The sequence below is a fragment of the Microcoleus sp. FACHB-1515 genome, from assembly GCF_014696105.1.
GTDB lineage: Bacteria > Cyanobacteriota > Cyanobacteriia > Elainellales > Elainellaceae > JAAUTJ01.
On the sequence record NZ_JACJPO010000033.1, the window covers coordinates 23439 to 44000 of the forward strand.

General features: G+C 54.0%; 18 protein-coding genes and 1 riboswitch. Of the genes, 12 read left to right on the top strand and 6 right to left on the bottom strand.

Features of this window, described 5'->3' with window-relative positions; genetic code table 11:
• Positions 1-15: 15 nt before the first annotated feature.
• The 6 genes from H6F67_RS11150 (at position 16) to H6F67_RS11175 (ending at position 7054) form a co-directional block, all read left to right on the top strand.
• A complete protein-coding gene (locus H6F67_RS11150; protein WP_190766328.1) occupies positions 16-1374 on the top strand; it encodes an oligosaccharide flippase family protein in 1359 nt (452 codons plus the stop codon).
• A 259-nt stretch (positions 1375-1633) separates the two neighbouring features.
• On the top strand, positions 1634-2737 hold the full coding sequence (locus H6F67_RS11155; protein WP_190766330.1) for a glycosyltransferase family 4 protein: 1104 nt from the start codon (positions 1634-1636) through the stop codon (positions 2735-2737).
• A gap of 80 nt (positions 2738-2817) precedes the next feature.
• Entirely contained in the window at positions 2818-4218 is a 1401-nt protein-coding gene (locus H6F67_RS11160) for an O-antigen ligase domain-containing protein (RefSeq protein ID WP_190766332.1), read from the top strand.
• Positions 4219-4465: 247 nt separating this feature from the next.
• Complete coding sequence (locus tag H6F67_RS11165) at positions 4466-5455, top strand: glycosyltransferase family 2 protein (RefSeq protein WP_190766333.1); 990 nt, start codon at positions 4466-4468, stop codon at positions 5453-5455.
• Positions 5452-6042 (top strand): serine O-acetyltransferase, encoded by a 591-nt coding sequence (locus tag H6F67_RS11170; protein ID WP_190766336.1) that lies wholly within the window; start codon positions 5452-5454, stop codon positions 6040-6042. Before H6F67_RS11165 ends, H6F67_RS11170 begins: the two co-directional genes overlap by 4 nt.
• Positions 6043-6082: 40 nt before the next feature.
• Positions 6083-7054 (top strand): GNAT family N-acetyltransferase, encoded by a 972-nt coding sequence (locus H6F67_RS11175; RefSeq protein WP_190766338.1) that lies wholly within the window; start codon positions 6083-6085, stop codon positions 7052-7054.
• An 8-nt stretch (positions 7055-7062) separates the two neighbouring features.
• On the opposite strand, the gene H6F67_RS11180 is transcribed toward H6F67_RS11175, so the two are convergent.
• On the bottom strand, positions 7063-8148 hold the full coding sequence (locus H6F67_RS11180) for a LacI family DNA-binding transcriptional regulator (RefSeq protein WP_190766342.1): 1086 nt from the start codon (positions 8146-8148) through the stop codon (positions 7063-7065).
• A gap of 278 nt (positions 8149-8426) precedes the next feature.
• On the opposite strand from H6F67_RS11180, the gene H6F67_RS11185 reads away from it, so the two are divergent.
• Positions 8427-8741, top strand: coding sequence for a hypothetical protein (locus H6F67_RS11185; protein ID WP_190766344.1), 315 nt, complete (start codon positions 8427-8429; stop codon positions 8739-8741).
• A 154-nt stretch (positions 8742-8895) separates the two neighbouring features.
• Entirely contained in the window at positions 8896-9876 is a 981-nt protein-coding gene (locus tag H6F67_RS11190) for an S-layer homology domain-containing protein (RefSeq protein ID WP_190766346.1), read from the top strand.
• Between the two features lie 200 nt (positions 9877-10076).
• On the opposite strand, the gene H6F67_RS11195 is transcribed toward H6F67_RS11190, so the two are convergent.
• A complete protein-coding gene (locus H6F67_RS11195; RefSeq protein ID WP_190766348.1) occupies positions 10077-11036 on the bottom strand; it encodes an SPFH domain-containing protein in 960 nt (319 codons plus the stop codon).
• A 103-nt stretch (positions 11037-11139) separates the two neighbouring features.
• Complete coding sequence (locus H6F67_RS11200; RefSeq protein WP_190766350.1) at positions 11140-11565, bottom strand: NfeD family protein; 426 nt, start codon at positions 11563-11565, stop codon at positions 11140-11142.
• A 255-nt stretch (positions 11566-11820) separates the two neighbouring features.
• Between H6F67_RS11200 and H6F67_RS11205 the strand changes: the two genes are divergently transcribed.
• From H6F67_RS11205 to H6F67_RS11215, 3 genes are all read left to right on the top strand, one after another.
• Positions 11821-13680: a PP2C family serine/threonine-protein phosphatase gene (locus tag H6F67_RS11205; protein ID WP_190766352.1), complete on the top strand. Its 1860-nt coding sequence runs from the start codon at positions 11821-11823 to the stop codon at positions 13678-13680.
• 126 nt (positions 13681-13806) lie between these two features.
• A riboswitch (Glutamine riboswitch) is annotated at positions 13807-13880 on the top strand.
• A 38-nt stretch (positions 13881-13918) separates the two neighbouring features.
• Positions 13919-14107, top strand: a complete 189-nt coding sequence (locus H6F67_RS11210) for a hypothetical protein (RefSeq protein WP_190766354.1) — start codon at positions 13919-13921, stop codon at positions 14105-14107.
• Between the two features lie 75 nt (positions 14108-14182).
• Positions 14183-14500 (top strand): hypothetical protein, encoded by a 318-nt coding sequence (locus H6F67_RS11215; protein ID WP_190766460.1) that lies wholly within the window; start codon positions 14183-14185, stop codon positions 14498-14500.
• Between the two features lie 143 nt (positions 14501-14643).
• Here the strand turns inward: H6F67_RS11215 and H6F67_RS11220 are convergent, their stop codons facing one another.
• From H6F67_RS11220 to H6F67_RS11230, 3 genes are all read right to left on the bottom strand, one after another.
• Positions 14644-15813: a DNA double-strand break repair nuclease NurA gene (locus tag H6F67_RS11220; RefSeq protein ID WP_190766356.1), complete on the bottom strand. Its 1170-nt coding sequence runs from the start codon at positions 15811-15813 to the stop codon at positions 14644-14646.
• Positions 15814-15961: 148 nt separating this feature from the next.
• A complete protein-coding gene (gene rimM, locus H6F67_RS11225) occupies positions 15962-16525 on the bottom strand; it encodes a ribosome maturation factor RimM (protein WP_190766358.1) in 564 nt (187 codons plus the stop codon).
• Entirely contained in the window at positions 16522-17808 is a 1287-nt protein-coding gene (locus H6F67_RS11230; RefSeq protein ID WP_190766360.1) for a valine--pyruvate transaminase, read from the bottom strand. Before H6F67_RS11230 ends, rimM begins: the two co-directional genes overlap by 4 nt.
• A 429-nt stretch (positions 17809-18237) precedes the next feature.
• Here H6F67_RS11230 and glgP point away from each other — a divergent pair, with 429 nt between their 5' ends.
• Positions 18238-20448: an alpha-glucan family phosphorylase gene (glgP, locus tag H6F67_RS11235; protein ID WP_190766361.1), complete on the top strand. Its 2211-nt coding sequence runs from the start codon at positions 18238-18240 to the stop codon at positions 20446-20448.
• Positions 20449-20562: the final 114 nt, after the last annotated feature.

Consider the following 20562-nt stretch of genomic DNA (forward strand, 5'->3'; position numbering starts at 1 on the left):
CCTTTCGCAAAATCAATGACTTCAACTTCACTGAAAAAGCAGGCAATTCGCGGCACGATCTGGACGATCGGAGGCTATGGAGCAGCGCAAATCCTGCGATTTAGCAGCAACCTCGTCCTGACGCGCCTATTGGCTCCAGAACTATTCGGCCTGATGGCGCTGGTCAATATCTTTATTGTTGGGCTGCATTTGTTTTCAGATATTGGGGTCAATTTCAACGTCGTTCAGAACAAGCGCGGCGACGAACCTGAATATCTCAACACAGCCTGGACAATTCAGGTGATTCGTGGCGTCATTTTGTGGGTCGTCTGCCTGCTGATTACCTGGCCGCTCGCTCTTCTTTATGAAGAGCCAATCATGCTGTGGGTCATTCCGATCCTGGGCACGCTCAGCACCTTGGTTGAGGCTTTCAAGTCGCCTACGGTACTTTTGCTTCAGCGGCACATGAAGGTCAGCCTGCAAATCAAGATGGAGTTGGTGATTCAGGTCGTTGGCATTGTTTCAATGATCGCATTTGCCTGGATTCGCCCTTCTATTTGGGCGCTCGTTTTTGGCAATGCGATGACAACGCTAGTGGGCATTCTTTGGAGCTATTTGCTGCCTGGCGATCGCCCCAAGTTTGCCTGGAACAAAGAAGCGGTGCGCGAAATTTTTTCGATGGGACGCTGGATTTTTTTGTCAACGGCTTTAACATTTGTGGCAGAGCAGTCAGACCGTTTGATTTTGGGTAAGCTGTTTCCGCTTGAACTACTAGGGGTCTACGGCTTAGCACTGATGCTGAGCGACGTACCTCGAGCGGTTACGATGACGTTGAGCAGCAAAATTATTTTTCCAGCCATCTCAAAATTTTCAGATCTGCCGCGCTCTGAACTCCGCAGTAAGATTTTGCACAACCGGAAACCCCTGCTGCTTGCTTTGACTGTCGGCATGGCACTTTTGATTGGCTTTGGCGATCAGGTGATTCGGCTGCTGTATGACTCGCGCTATCAGGATGCTGCCTGGATGCTGCCGATTCTGGCGATCGGTATCTGGCCGCGTTTGATCTGCGTCACGATCGAGCCAGTGCTGTTCTCGATCGGAACTGTGCAATACACAACCTTTGGCAACTTCTGCCGATTTGCATTTACCGTTGCGGCAATTTTTCTGGGCTTTTCCTGGCTGGGCACGGTTGGGGCCGTGATTGGTGTTGCCCTGAACGACTTGATCTACTATCTTGCCGTCTGCTATGGCCTTAAACGTGAAGGATTTGGGTGCATCAGCCAAGATCTAAAAGCAACCGCGCTCCTCCTGGGTCTGGTCGCCCTTTTTGTGGCGGTACGCAGCCTTTTGGGGCTGGGGCTACCGATCGATGGCTGGCCGCTTGCTCTGCCATAATCTGGCCTTATCCGAATCAGCCCAGATTGAAATCAAAGTCTGGGCTGAGCATTCTAACGCTAAGCCGTCAATCCAATGCAGTTCGCGTCGATCGCACTTAGGCGGCTGATTGTGCCTGCAATCCGATTAACTTTTGCCTTTGTTGAGCCAACTATACTGAATGAAAACAAGCTGCCAGGCTATCTGCTCGAAGCTTGTCGGGTTTGACGGAATTTGGAGTATCAACCTGCATCTTTGAGAAGAATCAGAAAATAGCACCATGAAAATTACGTTTGTTCTTCCCTGTGCTGATTTGAGCGGCGGCAATCGTGTCATAGCAACCTATGCTGAGCGCCTGCAAAATCGAGGCCATCAGGTGCAGCTTGTTTCAGTGCCTCATACCCCTTTGACGCGCAAGCAGCAGATTCGCTCGCTATTCCAAGGCAAGGGTTGGCCGTCTCGCACGGTTACGCAGCCTTCCCACTATGACTCCATTGATGTTCCCCATCACGTCATTGATCACGCACCTCCAATTGTGTGCGCCGATCTTCCCGATGCAGATGTGGTCGTTGCCACCTGGTGGGAAACTGCCGAATGGGTCAACGCTTTTCCCTCTGAAAAGGGAGCGAAAGTCTATTTGATTCAGCATCATGAAGTGTTTGACTATTTGCCGATCGATCGCGTCAAGGCAACCTACCAAATGCCGCTGCACAAAATCACCATTTCGCGCTGGCTCGATGGTTTGATGCGCGACGAATACGGCAACCGCAGCGTTTCACTCGTGCCCAACAGCGTCGATGCAAACTTATTTCATGCACCCGCACGCGGCAAGCAGGATGTGCCTACTGTGGGACTGCTCTATGCGCCAATGCGTTGGAAAGGGGTGGAGGTGAGCTTGCGAGCGTTTGCCCTTGCCCAAGCGCAAATTCCCAATCTGCAACTCTTGTGCTTTGGCAACTGTCCGCCGCCAGCGGGCTTGCTGCCTGAAAACGCAGTTTTTCACCTAAATCCGCCTCAAACAAAACTGAAAAGTTTGTATGCCCAGTGCGATGTTTGGCTGTGCGGCAGCTATTGTGAGGGATTTGGTCTGACGATTCTCGAAGCGATGGCCTGCCGCACACCCAGCGTTTCTACCTCGATTGGCGGGGCGATCGATCTAATTGAATCTGGTCGCAACGGCTATGTCGTTCCGGTCGGCGACTCGGCAGAACTGGCAAAGTCGCTGGTGCAAGTTCTCAAGCTACCCGAAAGCGAATGGCAAGCGATGTCAAACGCAGCCTACACCACAGCAACCAGCTACTCCTGGGACGACGCGACCGATCGCTTTGAGGCTGCGTTGCAGCAGGCGATCGGTCAGCCAATGCTGATCAATTCTGGTTGCTGATCGAGCTTAGGCCAGCAAAAAAGATTTAGCGCTGTAACTGTCACTCTAATTTCCTGTAACTGTCACTCTTTTTAAAGACAATGGGCTTCACTTTTCCCGGCAATCCCTTCCAAGGACCAAACCTGCTCGTGCCGCTCGTGATGTTTGCTTGGATTCCGATTGTCTTTTATCTGTTCACTCGGTTTTCGCCCCGACGAGCCGTTGTCATCAGCTTTATCACCGCTTGGCTTTATCTTCCTCAAGCCGCAATGTCGCTGCCGGGGCTACCGGAATACACCAAAGCCACAGCCACTTCTTACGGCATTTTGCTGGCAACGTTTGTGTTTGACTCCGATCGCCTGCAATCGTTTCGATTGGGCTGGCTTGACCTACCCATGCTGGTCTGGTGCCTCTGCACAATTCCAACTTCGCTCAGCAACGGTTTGGGACTGTATGATGGCGTGTCGGGAATGCTGAACCAGTTGGTTGTTTGGGGAATTCCCTACTTTTTGGGACGCATCTACTTTAGCGATCTGGCTGGTTTGCGACAGTTGGCAATGGGCATTTTCATCGGCGGCTTAACCTACATGCCGCTTTGCCTAATTGAAACGCGCATTAGCCCGCAGCTTCACCGAATTGTATATGGCGGACATGCGTTCGCCGATTTTGGTCAGTCCATGCGCTTGGGCGGCTACCGTCCAACAGTGTTCATGTCGCACGGTTTGGCCGTTGGTGCGTTCATGATGGCAGCAACGCTGATTGGCATCTGGTTTTGGCAAACAGGCACCGTAACAAAAGTGTGGAAGTATCCGATCTCGTGGTGGGTCGGTGCGCTGTTATTCACCTTCATCATGCTTAGATCAACCGGAGCCTACGTCAATTTGGCGATCGGCGTGGGCATCTTATTTGCAGGAAAATATTTTCGGACGGCGCTGCCCGCCTTTATTTTGATTGCGACGATGTGCATCTACCTCTACATCAACGCAATGACCGGAAATTACTTTTCCGATCAAATCATTGAAACGCTTTCACAGTTTCTAGAACCCGATCGCATTGCCTCGCTGCAATTCCGATTCAACAATGAGGAACTACTGTCAGATAAGGCGCGTGAGCGAATTGTGTTGGGCTGGGGCGGCTGGGGTCGCAACCTGATTTTTGAAAACGGCAGGCAAAAAACGATTCCTGACAGCCTGTGGATTCTCGCCTTTGGGGTTTATGGCTTGGTTGGGTTGGTCAGCTTGTTCTCGGTTCTGCTCGCGCCTGTCTTCAGCTTTTTCTGGTCTCGCTATCCAGCACGCCTGTGGACTCGGCCTGAAGTTGCTCCTGCCGCTGCCCTGACCATTGCCCTCCTGCTCTATGTGGTCGATTGCCTCGTCAACGCGATGGTTAACCCGATCTACATTTTGGTGAGCGGCGGTGTAGCAGGTGTCGTGCTTAAACCCAAGCAGCGCTTGCAGCCGAAGACTGCTCCGCCCGTGCCTCGTGCTGTGTCATCGCGATAGCTGCGGCTTGTTCAAAAATCAGCAACAAGATGAAGCCACGATAGAGTTTTCCGCAGTTGCGATCGATCGTGCTGCGGTAGGCCATCTTGCATGCTATAAACAGGGCATTAACCTGGATACAATTCTTTACTCAAACATTGCCTTTTCGATTGCTTGGGCACTCTAAAAGTAACGTCCTTAAAGCTGATTTCTGTTGTGTTGCGCCCTCAGCAGTGTGAACGCTTAAAACTTAAACGCACTTCTTCCTATGTCAACGCTGCCATCTCTTTCCTCGTTTCCGCTTCTGGTTGTTACACTTAACTACCGCACTGCCCGCTTGACGATCGACTGTTTGCGATCGCTCCAATCAGAAGTGCAGGCAATTCCTGGTACTCGCGTCGTCGTCAGCGACAACGCCTCTGGCGATGGTTCGGTTGAGCAAATCGGTCAGGCCATTCGCGCAAATCAGTGGGGCGACTGGGCAACGCTGATGCCGCTCGATCGCAACGGCGGCTTTGCCTTTGGCAACAATGCGCCCATTCGTGCCGCCTTGCAATCAGACGTGAAGCCGGACTATGTGCTGCTGCTCAATCCTGATACTGTTGTGCGGCCTGGCGCATTGCAGGCACTGCTGGATTTTATGAAGGCCAATCCTAAAGTTGGCATTGCGGGAAGCCGTTTGGAGAACTTGGACGGTACGCCGCAGCATTCAGCGTTTCGCTTTCACTCGCTAATGAGTGAAATTGATGCTGGCCTGCGCTTGGGCGTTGTGAGCAAGCTGCTTCAGCGCTGGGTGATCGCGCAACCGATCGCAGACGAACCTTGCGAAACCGACTGGGTGGCCGGAGCAAGCATGATCATTCGCCGCGAAGTGCTGGAAACGGCTGGCCTGATGGATGAAGGCTACTTCATGTACTACGAAGAAATGGACTTTTGCTTGCAGGCGAAGCGGCAAGGCTGGCCTTGCTGGTATGTGCCGAAAAGCCGCATTGTGCACTTCGTTGGGCAAAGTTCCGGCGTCACCGATCCAAACCGGAAGCTGAAGCGAATGCCGCCCTATGTGTTTGAATCGCGCCGCCGCTATTTTGTCAAAAATCACGGCTGGCTGTATGCTGTCCTTGCAGATGCAGCTTGGGCATCTACTCATTTGGTTTGGCAAGTTCGTCGCGTGATTCAGCGCAAGCCAAACTGCGATCCGCCTAAACTGTTTAGCGATTTTCTGCTCAATAGCGTGCTGATCAAAGGAGGACAGGTGTGACTGAGGCCAATTCACTCAGCCTTTGGCAGCAAATTAAAGAAGACTGGGAAGCGCATGGCCGCGACTGGACACTGCCCGGATTTCGAGCTGTCGCCGTGCATCGGTTTGGCGTGTGGCGCATGAGCGTTCAGCCCAAGCTGCTGCGAGCGCCCTTCAGCCTTCTGTATCGATCGCTCTACCGCAAAGTTCGCAACACGTATGGCATCGAGCTTCCCTACACGGTGCAGCTTGGTCGGCGCGTCGTGATCGAACATCAAGGCGGCATTGTCATTCACGGCTACTCGCATATCGGAGACGACAGCATCATCCGCCAAAACGTAACGCTGGGATTGCGCCACCTCGATCGCCTGATGGATGCGCCTAAACTCGGCAAGCGCGTGAATGTTGGCGCGGGCGCAGTCATCTTGGGCAATGTGTCGATCGGCGACAATGCCAACATCGGCGCGAATGCCGTTGTCTTGGCAGATGTTCCAGCAGGCCAAACGGCAGTTGGCATTCCCGCCAAAGTGATCACCCCCAAATCTCAGCCTGCCCCTGTGCATCCGGTGACGATCGAAGAAGCGCCCATTCCCGTTGATTGCAACTAATTTCGATCGCTAGGCTAATGACGATCTTCTGCCGATTGTCATGCCTCACCTGCTCCAAATCAAGCAATCCGAACAGCTTGCCACGCTGCCCAACAGCGGCCTGAGTGCGATCGCCCCGGAACTGCTGATTCAGCATCGACCCGATGCACATTGGGCACTCGTGGAAGGCGATCGGCTGCTCGCCCACTGTTCGCTTTGGTGGCGGCAAGTTCCAGTCGTTCGCGCAGGATTGATTGGGCACTATGGCGCGATCGATTGCGCTGCGGCTGAGGAATTGCTGCACCATGCTGGTCGCGAACTGGCGACAAATGGCTGTAACTTTGCGATCGCCCCGATCGATGGCAACACTTGGCGACGCTATCGTGCGGTTTGCGATCGCGGCAGTGAACCGCTGTTTTTTCTGGAGCCGGACAATCCGGCTGAGTGGTGTGAACAGTTCCAGGCAGCCGGATTTGCAGCGATCGCCCACTACTATTCCGCCGTTAATTTGGATTTATCGCAGCAGGATTCCCGACTAGCGAGGATCGCAGCACGATTTGCCGAGCGCGTGCAGATTCGATCGATCGACCCCGCTCAACTAGAAGCTGAACTGGACGCGATTTACCAGCTTTCGCTGATCAGCTTTCAGCACAATTTTCTCTACACGCCGATCGATCGAGCCGAGTTTCTAGCGCAATATCGTCAAGTTGTGCCGTTTCTGAAACCGGAACTGGTGCTGATGGCAGAACAAGACGGGCAGCTTGTTGGATTTTTGTTTGCTCTGCCGGATCTGCTGGAGGCGAAGCGTGGCGCGATCGACACCGTGATCATCAAAACAGTCGCAGTTTTGCCAGGTCGAGAATTCGCAGGATTGGGCAGCTTGCTGGTTGCCCGCGCTCAAGCGATCGCCCAAGCACTCGGCTACACTCGCGCCATTCACGCCTTGATGCATGAGACAAATCGATCGCTCAATCTCAGCCGTCGCTATGCTGTGCCAATGCGCCGATATTGCTTGTTTGGGCGATCGATTTGAGGCAAAAGCTATTCGGCGTCTTTTGGTGCGAGTGCCGACGAATTGCGGACGATTAGCGAGGTGGGCAGCACTTTGACAACGGCAACAGCAGGTTCTTCAAACAGCAGTCTAGCAGCGATCGCTCCCTTGTCGATGAGCGGTTGGCGAACGGTGGTCAAGGCCGGACGAATCTGTGCAGCCAGCGGAATATCGTCAAAGCCGACAACGGAAACATCGGCAGGAACGCCAAGGCCAATGCGTTCGGCAGCGCGAATGGCAGCGATCGCCAACAGATCGCTCATTGCCAGAATTGCCGTTGGGCGCGGCTTTTGAGCGAGCAGGGCAAGGGCAACTTCGATCGCATCCTCCATCGGATTGTGCAGCGGACATTCACCAATCTGGACTTGCTGCCAGGTGATGCCCGCTGCGCGTAACGCTTCTTCGTAACCGTGCAGTCGTTCGCGAGTGGTGGTGACGGTGGCTCGCGCCATGCGTGCCGCGCTGACCAAACCTTTATAGCGATCGCTCAGCAAGTCCATTGCCATAATTGCAAAGCGGCGATGGTTGAGACCCAGCAGATGGGCGGCGGCTTCGCGGGCAGCTTGGCGATCGCTGATATGCACTTGCGACAGGCCGATCAGATTCGGCTGATCGACGGCAATCACCGGAAGATTGCGCGACAGCACTTGCTCTAGCACCAAGCTTGCTTCTGGCATTCCGTAAACAATAAAGCCATCGACAGCGGCTTGCTGAATCGTAATCGGTGCGGTTTGACTTTCCAAAACGGGCACGATGAGCAAACTCGCTTGCGTTTGTTCGCATACCTGCGCCACGCCTTGCAGAAATGCGATCGCCACCGGATCGCTAAACGCATAAGGCAGTGACCCGGAAAACACAATGCCGATCGTGCCCGTTTGTCCAGTCCGCAGCATTCGAGCGGTCGGATGCGGACCGTGATAGCCCATTGTTTTGGCGGCGGCGAGAATGCGATCGCGCAGTTCTGGCGAAAGCTGATCGGGACGGTTGAACGCATTCGAGACTGTGGTGCGCGACACGCCAAGCGCTTTGGCAACGCTTTGGAGGGTGATAGCTTTCGATCGCTTGTCTACCGACATAAAATCACATCCGTGAGGCGCGAGTTCGATCGTCGCCTCTGCTCAGGTTGATTTGGTTGTTCCCGTTGCCGCTTGCAGAGTCGAGGCGAAGGGGTAAAAAAACTATTCTACAGGGGTGTTCACCCCTCAATTTGCTCGGTCATTGGCCTTTGCCTATGGAATTCTTTCCAAAGATAGAGCATGTTTAACTTGATCGATTCAGATACATTGCTTAATATGGAAACACCTATCTGAATCGATTCAGATAGGTGTGAGTAGTTTAACAGGAGAGTTTTCAAATGAAAACACAACCTCAACGACAAAGTTCTGGCAGACATTTCGGCACGCACTCGATCGTCAAATTTGAGCGGCAACGTTCTACTTCGGCACGAGCGACGATCGCCCGAAAGCTAAGACGGTTTCTCGCCAATTTGTTTCCGGTCACCGTCGAACCGCGCGTTCGCGAAACCGTGACTGCAACTGGCGATCGCCGCTGGATTGTGTACGATGCCAATCAAGGCTACAAGCTGGAATTTGACTCGGAACAGGCCGTGCTGGAATGGCTGGACGCGCCGCCACCGCCGAAAACTCGATTTGAGCGAATTTGGAACTAGGCAGCAACGAGGCGATCGCTCAAGCGCTTTCGCTGCACTATTGCCCTGACGACAAGCCTTTGGAGAGATGCCGCGATTCTCGTAACCGCCTATGTTTAGTCACAACTTTTGCTGCCGTCCAGCGCAACATAACTTTTATATTGAGTGACTAAACATGACTGCTTCTCCTCCGCCTCCTGGCCCCTCGTCGAGAAGACCGCTGGGCTTCGATGATTTTGTTGGCATTCTTGTAGCGTTCTTGGTTCTGGGTAGCATCTTCTTCTGGTCATTCGGTCGAAGAACGCAGGGATTTAACATCTTCAGTGCGTTTGCGCCTGCTGCTCAACCTGCGGCTTCTCCAGCACTCGATCTGTTTGGCCGCGATGACGACGAAGCAACGCCAAGTCCCACGCCCACAGTTGGCGCAACGACTCCAGCAACCGTGCCAATTCCCGGTGTGCTCGTGCCGACTGCAACGCCGACGCCGCAAGTTGGTGTGGTTGCTCCTGCTGGAACGATCGCCTCACCGACTGTGACGCCGACTGCTAATTTGCCAGATGCAGAGCCAACTTTTTCAGACGTTCCAGCAACCTACTGGGCCTATCCGTTCATTGAGGCATTGGCAAAACGCGATATCGTGCGTGGATTTGCCGATCGCACTTTTCGCCCGGATCAGCCTGTGAATCGTGCCGAATTTGCCGCGCTGATCGAGTCAACCTTTGAAAACGCGCCACAGCAGCGCAATCCCGTTGATTTCAACGATGTACCGCAGGGATTCTGGGCAATTCCGGCGATCAATCGCGCCTTTAGCAGTGGCTTCATGGAAGGCTATCCGGGCAACGTGTTTCGACCGGGACAGCAAATTCCTAGAGTGCAGGCGATTGCCTCGCTTGCTAAAGGTTTGGGGCTAACGCCATCTGGCGATGTGAATGCGATCGTACAGCGCTTTCAAGATGCCGACCAAATTCCGAACTGGGCAACGGATAAAGTCGCCGCTGCTACTGCATCGCGCATTGTGGTTAATCATCCGAACCTGAACGCGCTTGAACCGAATCGCCCGACGACTCGCGCCGAAGCTGCGGCCTTGCTGTATCAAGCGCTTGCCCAGCGTCAAGCCGTTGAGCCGATCGAGTCGCAGTACATTGTTAATCCTTGAAGACGACAGGACAGCGGCAGAAGCCGTGTCAAGTTCCGGCTGAAAGCGCAAACCCATTGAAATGGGTTGGGTTGATAGGCTGAGTTCGTTATGGGACTGGAGCTTTAAGCTTTGGAAATTGATTTCTGGCTACCAATGCGTTAGTCCTAGACAAAAAAACCGAGAGCGATCGCCCTCGGTTTTCAAGATTTAGGCAGCAATCAGCCTTTGCCGTTGGTGTCGCTGACGATCGATCGCATTCCTTCTAGCGTGGCGGGAATCGATCGCGGATCCATAAACATGACTTTGCTGCTGTCGCTGCTGCCGATCGCGTTGCCCATTTCGATGTAGTTCTGCGCGATCAAAAACTGCAAAGCTTCGCGAGCTTGCGGATCGGTTTTGATGATTTTGGCAATCACCTGCATTGCTTCGGCTGTCGCCTGTGCCTTCAGAACTTGCTGTTGGCGTTCGGCCTGAGCGCGAAGAACGATCGCTTTTTGCTGCGCTTCGGCATCGAGAATTGCGGCTTTTTGGCGAGCTTCTGCTTCTAAGACGCGAGCTTCTGCGCCACCGCGAGCCGAGTTGATTGCCGCTTCGCGTTCGCCTTCCGAGTTGAGAATCGCGGCTCGCTTGCGGCGTTCTGCCGACATTTGCAGTTCCATCGATTCCTGTACGGCTTTGGAGGGAATGATGTCGCGCAGTTCAACGCGAGTCACCTTGACGCCCCAGGGATCAGTGGACTGATCGAGTTCTTGCAGCAGAATTTCGTTGATTTGCGATCGCGCCGTAAACGTCTCATCCAGTTCGAGCCGTCCCATTTCCGATCGAATCTGCGTCAGCACCAAGTTAACCATTGCCGACTGAAGGTTTTCAACTTTGTAGTAAGCCTTCTCCAAGTCGAGAATGCGCCAGTAAACGACGGCATCAACCGTAATCGAAACGTTGTCTCGCGTAATGCACTGCTGCGGCGGAATGTCGAGGACGCGCTCGCGAATCGTTTGCTGATAAACGACTCGATCGACAAACGGCATCGTGAAGTTCAAACCGGGACTGAGCTTTTTGCCGCTGTAGCGTCCTAGTCGCTCCACCAGCGCTTCGTTACCCTGATTGACGATGCGGACGGAACCTGCGACGCCCGCACCGCCCAAAGCCAACATCACCAACAGTAAAAAGTTGCCCATTGCAACACTCCTAATTGAGTTAAAAATTGAGAATTTTTGGGTTGCCCTGGATTGAAATCTGCGCTAGCGGGATGGCAGGAAGCAGAGGGCGAAACCGAACCCGCTAGCGGACGATCGATTCCGGCATGACAATCAGCGTTGTTCCACGTCGCCCAACCACATAAACAGGCTGATTTGGCAGAATTTCGAGGTCTTCGTCACCGCAGCGAGCCTGCCAAGAATTGCCTTCGTAGAGGACGCGCCCGATCGCTCCCGGTGCAATTGCGGTGAGGGTTGTGGCTTCCTTGGAATCAGCGATCGCATCGCTGCCATGCGGAATGAGGCGGCGCGTTACAAAGGTTAGGGCAACTGACAAAATTAGCCACACCACAATTTGAATACTCACCTGCGGAACCACAAAGGCAAGCAGGGCAACGGCGATCGCACTAATGCCCATCACAAATTCTACAAACGCAGTCGGAACAATCAGTTCAAGCAGGCAGAGCAGCAACCCTGCCACCAGCCATAAAATCGGAGGACTCAATTCCATCGCACCTATGTTGATTGAGGTAAGCGTAACTTCAGCGAAAAAGCGATCGATTCCGGGGTGAGGGGCGGAAAGGTGGCTGTTTGCGAATCTCCAACCCCTGACACCGAACCCTTGATTTTCCAGATTTAGCGTTTTTAATGAAATTGCAACCAAAAGAAGCGCTATGGACTGCAATTTCGCACTACAATGACTCGTTAATTTCCCGACACGACTAATCTAGCTCATTCGATCGCCCATCCACCTTGGTCTTAGCTTATGACTGCGCGAATTCTTTCTGAGCCTTCAGCGCCAAGCGCTGCAACTTTGCCGATTCAGTGTCCGAATCTAACCTGTCGTCATGCCGAAAATGCTTGGGGACAGCGCTTGTGCGATCGCTGCCAAACGCCGCTGAATTACAGCTACCTGTGGGCGATTACCAGTTCGCATTCTGCCGGAACGATTCTCGATCGCCGCTATGTGGTGATGGCTCCCCAGATTTGGCTAGACACAAAGCCCGTTGAGCCTGCGGAACTGCCTGTTCTGCCGGAGATGTTGCCTTATCTCAGGCTGCACAGTCTGCGGCTGCATCTCCCGGAACTGCGCGGCTTCTATCAGGAAAACGGGCGATCGATTCCGCTGCTGACCAATGTGCCGATCGACGATACAGGAAAGCTTTATCCCGCTTTGGGGGCGCTATGGCCGCAAACAACTCCGGTGCGTCAGCTCTCTTGGTTTTGGCAGATGCTGATGCTGTGGGAACCCTTGAGCGAACAGGGCGTTGCCAGTAGTCTGCTGGCAGCAGAAAATTTGCGGGTGGAAGGCTGGCGAGTGCGACTGCGCGAACTGCGTTTAGACCAAACGCCGCCCACGCTCAAGGATTTAGCTGCGCTGTGGCTGCGCTGGATTTCACCAACGAAATCGCCCCTTGTTCCTGCGCTTCAGCAGCTTTGTCAAGAAATGCAGTCAGGCGCGACTCTTCAGGCGATCGCCCTCCGCCTCAATTCCCTGCTGCTTCAGCAATCTGCCCAACTGCCGTTACGTCTGAAGGTTGCCTCAGCCACAACCAGCGGCACAATTCGCACCCTCAACGAAGACGCTTGCTATCCGCCTGTGAATGAAACGGGCGATCTGGCAGAACTGGGAATTGTCTGCGACGGCATTGGTGGACATGCGGGCGGTGAAGTTGCGAGTCAGCTTGCCGTCCGATCGCTCTGTTTGCAAATTCGCGCTCTTGTTGCTGATACGTTGGCACAGCCCGAACCGCTGCCGCCTGCTGTGATCATGCAGCAGCTAGAAGCGATCGTCCGCGTCGTCAACAATTTAATCGCGAGTCAGAATGATGCACATGGCCGAGCCGATCGCCAGCGTATGGGAACAACTTTGGTGATGGCGCTGCAACTGCCGCAGGCCACTTCAACGGGCACGAACGCGCATGAACTTTATCTGGTTCACACGGGAGACAGCCGCGCCTACTGGCTAGCGCCGCGCTACTGCCATTTGCTGACGGTGGATGATGATTTGGCCGGGCGGGAAGTGCGAATGGGACGCAGCTTGTATGCTCAGGCGCAGCAGCGATCGGACGGAGGCGCACTCACGCAGGCATTGGGCACTCGCGAAGCCGACTGGCTGCGTCCCACCGTGCAGCGCTTGATTCTGGATGAAGATGGCGTTCTGCTGCTGTGTTCGGACGGTGTTAGCGATAACAATTTGATCGAACAAAACTGGGAAGATCTGACGCGCCAAGTGCTCAAGGGTAAAATTACGCTGACTGCTGCTGCTCAATCTTGGATCGAATTGGCGAACGAGAAGAACGGATCAGACAATGCGACGGCGGTGCTGATGCACTGTCAGCTTTCGACGGCTGAAACGCCGCTGTTTGAACCGATCGCCCTGCCGCTGCCTAGCGAAGACATGACTGAAGCCTCGAAAGCCTTGCTGTATGGCGAATCGACTGAGTCGCCTGCGTCCGTTTCGGCTGCGCCTGTTGTCCGTCCGGTCAGCCTGTGGGCAGTGCGGTTTGGACTGGCTGTGTTGATGCTGGTGATGGGGGCAGCCGGAATTACGGCTTGGCATCACTTCGCACCCGATAGCTTCAACCGCACGATCGAGCGGATCTTCCCGCCGACCGCTGATTAGCAGCAGGCGTCCATAACTTACCTGCGAACCGCCTTCCATAGGCGGTTTTTTTGCTTAAGAAAAGTTTAATTGTCAGGATTTGACAATCAATTTTCTAAACAGTAAAATTAGATACAGAAATAAAAATTCGTTCATCTTTTTGGTCGCTACTGACGCGATCGAAAAGACGGAAGTAGGGAAACCTCCCGAAGGAACGCGCCTCTGACCGACTCAACATTTTTCTTTGGAGGCGAAACTCATGAAATTCTATTATCGCGGCACAAAATTTGGCTTTGATGGCGACTTGGGTGACTCGATCGCCGACCAGCTTGATCAAGAAGAGCGCGATCGCGTTTTTCGTCATGCTGACGGCCTGCCTGTTCCGCAGCCTGTGATGCGACGCAGTGGTCAAGGCTTGCCCCGTCCGCTGCCGATGCGAAATCGCTAATTCCTTCAGGAGCGAACAGCTCAAAATGCAGCTTCGCTCCTGTTTTAAACATTATTTACAACTTGGAAATCTCACATGAAATCTCAGCGCAACGTTGGCAACGTTCATCAGCAAAACATTCTCGATAGCCTACAGCACCGTTTGGATGCCGCTCGTGCTAAAGGTGACGCCAATCTCATCAGCCAGCTAGAGCGCGAAATGCAGCAGTCTCGCGGCATGGCAAGCGCTCCGCTGCCGAGGACGCAAGCGCCTCGCGTTTCCAATGCCGAAGTGACCCGACAGCACCGTCAAAATCTGCGTGACAACGTGCAGCGTCGGTTAAACTCGGCTCGCGATCGCGGCGACCAAAATTTGATCAATCAGCTAGAGCGTGAACTTCAAGAGCTTGCATAAGCTTGCCTAGCCTCAGTTTGAACGACAAGGCAAACGCCTCACAACGATTGAGCCTCAGATGGAGCATTTCCAGCAGAGGCTCAATTTTTTGCGATGGTCTACTAGCGGTTGATCTGCTGGCGCTGGAACGGTGCGATCGACTGCTAGCGACGGCGCGTTTTGCTCACCATTTTGCGCGAAAAGCGCAGGTTCAGTTCTTCTTGGTCTGCCCAGTCTTGCAGGATGCGGAAGAATGCTTGGCGATCGTCCATCTGCAAAACGGCAGTTTGGTCGGCGGTTTCGATCGCATACGGATAGCCACCGCCAATAATCACTTCAGCGCGTACCCAGTCGAGAATTTGATTGTGACGATTTGCTTCGTAAACCCACATTGGCAGTTCGAGGCGGACAGGATAGCCGTCGCGAGTGGTTCGGAGGTAGGTGAAGGCAACGCGATCGCGCTGGTCGTCGTAGCTGTTCAAAATTCCGGCTCGCTGGCAGCGAAACAGCGGGGTGCGATCGCCCCAGTTCATCGATCGGTGAATCAGTTGCGCGTCGTGAATTGAGTTGGAGGCAGGCAGGTCGAATAGCGTCCGCAGCATGACGGCCAGATCTTGCGCGTAGGTTGTGTCGATGTAGGCAACGAGGGGAACGCGGTGACGTTCGCTGGCGGCGAGGAGCGATCGCAAACAGTCCACATAGACCTGTCGCGTTTCGGCGTCGAAGGCTTCGGCAAACGTGGCAACCAGCGAACCGTCGAGGAAAACCAAAACATCTTCGGCTCCGGCATGGTCGTGGATGTATTCAATTAATCGTTCGATTTCCATCTCAAAGCGGCGCATACTGACACGGCGATCGACAGGTTCTCCGCTGTTTTTGGCCTGCAATTCTTGCGGCGTCATCACGTCGATGCGAATGTCTTTACAGTAGCCGCCTTGCGGGAGATGAGAATTTTCAAACCAGCCAATTTGCACCAAAGCGATCGGAATTGACAGATCTTTGCTGGGATAAATTTGCGATCCATCCACAGCGAATGTGGTGATGCCGCCTAGTCGATCGCGCACCCAGTCGATGCTTTCTTCGCGATTTTGCCAGCTTAAACCGCAGGGCAAAATTAAGCTGGGTGCGTTTTCATATTCTTCTAGCGGTCGCGCTCCCAAGTCGCTTGGATGCTTGAGCAAAAGCTCTGCGAGTTCTTCCGGCCACAAGTCGCAAAATCGCTCGATCGCCGTTCGATAGCGCTGCAAATCGCGCAGTGCTTCGGAATTGAATGCAGAAAAATCTTGGCGTTTGGCGTTGAGAATGTCGCGAATTTGAGAAGATTTGATCGGCATGGCGGCGATGAGCGAACGTAGTACAAATATACAGTTCGATCGCACTTTTGCTACAGATTTTTTTGCTAAAAATTAACGCCTTGCCTGAATCGATTTGTTTTTATTGGTTAATTCTTTCAAGTTCAAAATTTTCTAGATTGGGAATTTGCTATTTTCGATTAACATCGAGCAGTCCGGCAGGTGGATTAATTTCGATGCGGCGATTTTCCAGATCGACAATCGGGACGATCGCCTCGACAAACGGAATTAAGACGCGCTGATTTGAGTCTTTCAGCACAACTTCGAGCAAATCATTTCCGGCGGGGATCACGTCGGTAACGGTGCCGATCGCTTCTTGAGATTCCTGCTGAAACACCAGTAAACCAATGAGATCGAGGACATGAAATTCGCCTGCTTCAAGCGGGGGTCGATCGTCTTCGCGCACCAAAATCAAGCAGTTTCGTAGGGCTTCGGCTGCGTTGCGATCGCTGATCCCCGCCAGCCGAATCACGTAAAGTCCTTTTCCGTCGAGATAGCGACCGGACTTGAGTTCAACGGATTCTGGATCAGATTGACCAGGACGCAGCAGCCAGCGATCGCCCGGTCGGATGAAGCGATCGGGGAAGTCGGTGTCGGGATAGACGCGCAGTTCGCCTTTGAGTCCTTGGGCGCTGACGATTTTGCCGATCGCGATCCAGCCAGCGGGAATTTGGGGATCGATCGAGCGGTTCATCGGACGGTGGCGGGCTGTTTGGCGTAGACGCGATCGACAATTTCGGCAATCCGGCGCATTCCCATTGCGAGTTCTTCGTCCGTTGCGGTCAGGCTGATGCGAATGCACTGGTGTTTGTGCTGCCAGTCTTCTTTCAGTCCGGGGAAGAACGGACTGCCAGGAACGACGATCACGCCCGTTTGCTTGATTTCCTGATAGAGTTCCCAATCGGTAATTGGCAAGTCTTGGAACCAGATCCACGCGAAAATTGCGCCTTCGCCGCGATGCAAGAACCAAGGAATATCCGGGGACATCGCAGCATCAAGCGCAGTTTCAAGGACGCTAAATTTGGCCTGGTAGTACGGGCGGATGACGGATGTGGAAATGTCGGCCAGCTTACCGGAGCTGATAGCGCGGGCGGCGATCGCCTGACCATAGCGCGACGAGTGCAGACACATATTGGCCTGAAACGCTTCCAAAACGCGGATCACCTGCTCGTCGCCCAGCGCGATCCCGATGCGCTCTCCCGGCAGTCCGGCCTTAGATAGGCTCATGCAGTGGACGATATTTTTGCCAAACAGCGGCGTCATCTCGGTGAAGTTGAGCGCGGGGAATGGCGGTGAGTAAGCCGAATCAATCAAAACGGGGGCGTTGTAGGATTCAGCGATCGCAGCAATCTTGCGGACTTCGTCATCGGTCAGCACGTTGCCCGTCGGATTGCAGGGACGCGAAAAGAGAACAAAGCCTGTTGATTCGTTCAGTTCAAGCTGGCTGAAGTCGGGGCGATATTTGAAGCGGTGCGCGGGCGCGTCAATATCGAGCGACGGTTTATAGGCTTTGAGCGCTTCGGGGATCAGCGTCACACCGCCGTATCCCGTGTAGTCGGGACTCAGCGGCAGCACGATTTGCTTGAGTCGCCCGTCTGAGGTGTAGCCGCCTAGTGCGTTTGCGGCGTAGAAGTAGAGTGATTGGCTTCCGGGCGTAATCAAAATGTTGCGATTGGTCAAATTCAGCCCGTAGCGCTGATTGAAATCTTCCAGCACGGCATCGATGAACGGCTGATAGCCTTGACTTGACCCGTAGCGGCAAACGACTTCGCCATATTCAGAACTAGCGAGCAGGTCAGCCGTGCAGTCGCGCCAAAGCTGCTCCACTTCCGGCAAAATGACGGGATTTCCCGCGCTGAGGTTGATAAATTCTCGGCCTTGGCCTGCCTGCAAGGTTTCAATGATGTCTTTCATGATTGCCCGCACCCCGCTCAGGTGGGACATGTGATCGCCAAATTGGGTCAGGGCAGGCTTCATAGGTTCAGTGGAAATCAACGGCAAGAATTTTGTCAATCTTAATGCAATTTGCAGAGCAAAGCGGCGATGCCAGGTTCGATCGCTCATCCCACTAAGTCGATGCTAACCGCAATCTTCCAACACTAGATTCGATCGCGCCCGTTTCGCAAAAATTCACAAACCGAAAAAATCATTATGTTTTCGCTGAACTTAAGTTGCGAAGCAGTAAAGTCTGTAAACAGCTCAGCCGAATCGTGGGAATTCCTGCCAGTGTAGATATTTGGCTTCGTCAGCATGACCCACCCGATCGAACCTGAGCATTTTCACTGAGGCGATCGCCTCCGTCTCAATTGGGTGAACTTTACCTTTCCAGATCGCTCAGTTCAACCCTAGTTCGGGATCGATCGCTCCCATCCAGCATCTAGCAACCTGCAATTGGAAGAATTTTCTATGGATTACAATCCGTCTGTTTCCCCTGCTGCTCAGCTTGGGGCAAAGTTGCCATTGCCGCTCAAGCGCTTGGCTGACCTGGCCTACAATTACTGGTGGAGTTGGGCATCCGATCGCATCGCCATTTTCCAAAACATTCATCCGGAAGAGTGGCAGCGCTGCAATCACAATCCCGTTGCTTTGCTCGAAGCCGTTTCGTTCGATCGCCTCACCCAAGTCGCCGAAGATCCCCAGTATCTCAAGCGCTTGAACGCAACGGTGACGCAGTTCGATCGCTACATGGCCGAGCAAAATACCTGGGCAAATCGCGTCGCCCCGCGAATTTCGATCGAACATCCGGTCAGCTACTTCTGCGCCGAATTTGGCATTCACGAATCGCTACCGATCTACTCTGGCGGCTTGGGAATCTTAGCGGGGGATCACCTCAAATCCGCTTCAGACTTGGGTGTGCCGCTCGTTGGCGTTGGCCTGATGTATCGCCAAGGCTACTTCCGGCAGCGTCTCAGCCGCAGCGGATGGCAGGAAGACTATTACGTTGATAATCAGTTCGATCGCCTGCCGCTGGAACTGATCCGCGATCCTCAAGGCGAGCCGATTACGTTCGATCTGCAAGTTCGGCAGCGCACCGTTCACGTCCAGATCTGGAAGGCGATGATCGGGCGCGTCAAGCTGTTCCTGCTGGATACGGATCGGGCTGACAACGACCCGATCGATCGCTGGCTGACCGGACACCTCTACGGCGGCAATCAAGAAACCCGCATCGCTCAGGAAATCGTGCTGGGGATCGGGGGCGTCCGCGCTCTGGAAGCTCTGGAGATCGCGCCCTCGGTCTATCACCTGAACGAAGGTCACGCAGCCTTCTGTCTGCTGGAAGTGGCGCGGCAGGATATGCAGAAGACGGGCAAATCGTTCTACGACGTTGAGGCGGGAGTGCGCGATCGATCGATCTTCACCACGCATACGCCCGTCCCCGCCGGACACGATGTTTTCTCTGCCGACCTGATGGATTCGTTCTTCGCCTCCTACTGGCCGCAACTGAAGCTCGATCGCGAACAGTTCCTCGCCTTGGGTGCAAGACGACTGGGCGATCCCTGGGAGCCGTTTGGCATGACGCCGCTGGCTCTGCGGATGACAAGGGCTGCCAATGGCGTCAGCGAACTGCACGGACAGGTTTCGCGCAAAATGTGGACGGTTCTCTATCCGCGATCGACCGAAGATCAAGTGCCGATCGGCCATATCACGAACGGCGTTCACGCTCGCACTTGGACAGCCCCGCTGATGGCCGACCTGTTCGCACAGTATTTCGGGGAAGACTGGTCGCGCCACGTCGTTGATCCCCAAATGTGGGCAAAAGTCGAAGACATTCCGGCTGCGGAACTGTGGGAACGGCATTTGATTTTGAAAGAACGCTTGGTTGCCCACACGCGCCTGAGAGTCCGCAACTCTCGACAAAATCGCGGCGAAGACCACTGGCAAATTCAAGCCGTTGACAATCTGCTTGATCCCCGCGCTTTGATCATCGGATTTGCCCGTCGCTTCAGCCCGTATAAGCGTGGCGATCTGATTCTGCGGGACTTCGATCGCGCCCTCCGATTGTTGGGAGATAGCGATCGCCCCGTGCAAATCGTCTTTTCGGGCAAAGCCCACCCTGCCGACGAAGAAGGCAAGCGGATTATTCAGCGCGTCATGGAGTGGTGTCGCCATCCCTCGATTCAAAATCGCGTCGCGTTCGTGGAAGACTACGACATCTTCACCGCCCAAAAGCTCGTTCAAGGCGTGGATGTTTGGCTGAACAATCCGCGTCGCCCCCTGGAAGCATCGGGAACCAGCGGCCAAAAGGTCTGCTTCAATGGCGGGATCAACTGTAGCGTCCTCGATGGCTGGTGGTGCGAAGGCTATCAGGCCGACGCGAACGGTCAGGGGATCAACGGCTGGGCGATCGGCGAAGATGCCCACACCAGCGACCAAGAACTGCAAGACCGCATCGATTCTGAATCGCTCTATCGCCTGCTGGAAACCGAAATCATCCCGCTCTACTATGACCAAGACGCGGAGGGCATCCCGCAAAACTGGGTGCGGATGATGAAAGCTTCGATTCGCACGAATGCGCCGCTGTTCAACACCGATCGCATGGTGGCCGATTACGTTGCCAAAATGTACGCGCCCGGAGTGGAATCGATCGATCCAATTTTCGCTAGCGTTCCGCTCTAAATCCAAAAAACCAGTGGCGATCGAGGCGGGGATTATCTCTGTCTCGATCGTTTTGCTGATAGCCTTGAAATAATACCTTGAACTTAAAGTTCAGGCTAAAAGCTCAAACCCGTG

Excerpts from the sequence above, each read along its gene's own strand:
- H6F67_RS11180 (WP_190766342.1), bottom strand. The coding sequence starts at position 8,148 with ATGTCGGTAGACAAGCGATCGAAAGCTATCACCCTCCAAAGCGTTGCC.
- H6F67_RS11185 (WP_190766344.1), top strand. The coding sequence starts at position 8,427 with ATGAAAACACAACCTCAACGACAAAGTTCTGGCAGACATTTCGGCACG.
- H6F67_RS11215 (WP_190766460.1), top strand. The coding sequence starts at position 14,183 with ATGAAATCTCAGCGCAACGTTGGCAACGTTCATCAGCAAAACATTCTC.
- H6F67_RS11205 (WP_190766352.1), top strand. The coding sequence starts at position 11,821 with ATGACTGCGCGAATTCTTTCTGAGCCTTCAGCGCCAAGCGCTGCAACT.
- H6F67_RS11190 (WP_190766346.1), top strand. The coding sequence starts at position 8,896 with ATGACTGCTTCTCCTCCGCCTCCTGGCCCCTCGTCGAGAAGACCGCTG.
- H6F67_RS11150 (WP_190766328.1), top strand. The coding sequence starts at position 16 with ATGACTTCAACTTCACTGAAAAAGCAGGCAATTCGCGGCACGATCTGG.
- H6F67_RS11200 (WP_190766350.1), bottom strand. The coding sequence starts at position 11,565 with ATGGAATTGAGTCCTCCGATTTTATGGCTGGTGGCAGGGTTGCTGCTC.
- rimM (WP_190766358.1), bottom strand. The coding sequence starts at position 16,525 with ATGAACCGCTCGATCGATCCCCAAATTCCCGCTGGCTGGATCGCGATC.
- H6F67_RS11230 (WP_190766360.1), bottom strand. The coding sequence starts at position 17,808 with ATGAAGCCTGCCCTGACCCAATTTGGCGATCACATGTCCCACCTGAGC.
- H6F67_RS11195 (WP_190766348.1), bottom strand. The coding sequence starts at position 11,036 with ATGGGCAACTTTTTACTGTTGGTGATGTTGGCTTTGGGCGGTGCGGGC.
- H6F67_RS11220 (WP_190766356.1), bottom strand. The coding sequence starts at position 15,813 with ATGCCGATCAAATCTTCTCAAATTCGCGACATTCTCAACGCCAAACGC.
- H6F67_RS11210 (WP_190766354.1), top strand. The coding sequence starts at position 13,919 with ATGAAATTCTATTATCGCGGCACAAAATTTGGCTTTGATGGCGACTTG.
- H6F67_RS11175 (WP_190766338.1), top strand. The coding sequence starts at position 6,083 with ATGCCTCACCTGCTCCAAATCAAGCAATCCGAACAGCTTGCCACGCTG.
- H6F67_RS11165 (WP_190766333.1), top strand. The coding sequence starts at position 4,466 with ATGTCAACGCTGCCATCTCTTTCCTCGTTTCCGCTTCTGGTTGTTACA.
- H6F67_RS11160 (WP_190766332.1), top strand. The coding sequence starts at position 2,818 with ATGGGCTTCACTTTTCCCGGCAATCCCTTCCAAGGACCAAACCTGCTC.
- glgP (WP_190766361.1), top strand. The coding sequence starts at position 18,238 with ATGGATTACAATCCGTCTGTTTCCCCTGCTGCTCAGCTTGGGGCAAAG.
- H6F67_RS11155 (WP_190766330.1), top strand. The coding sequence starts at position 1,634 with ATGAAAATTACGTTTGTTCTTCCCTGTGCTGATTTGAGCGGCGGCAAT.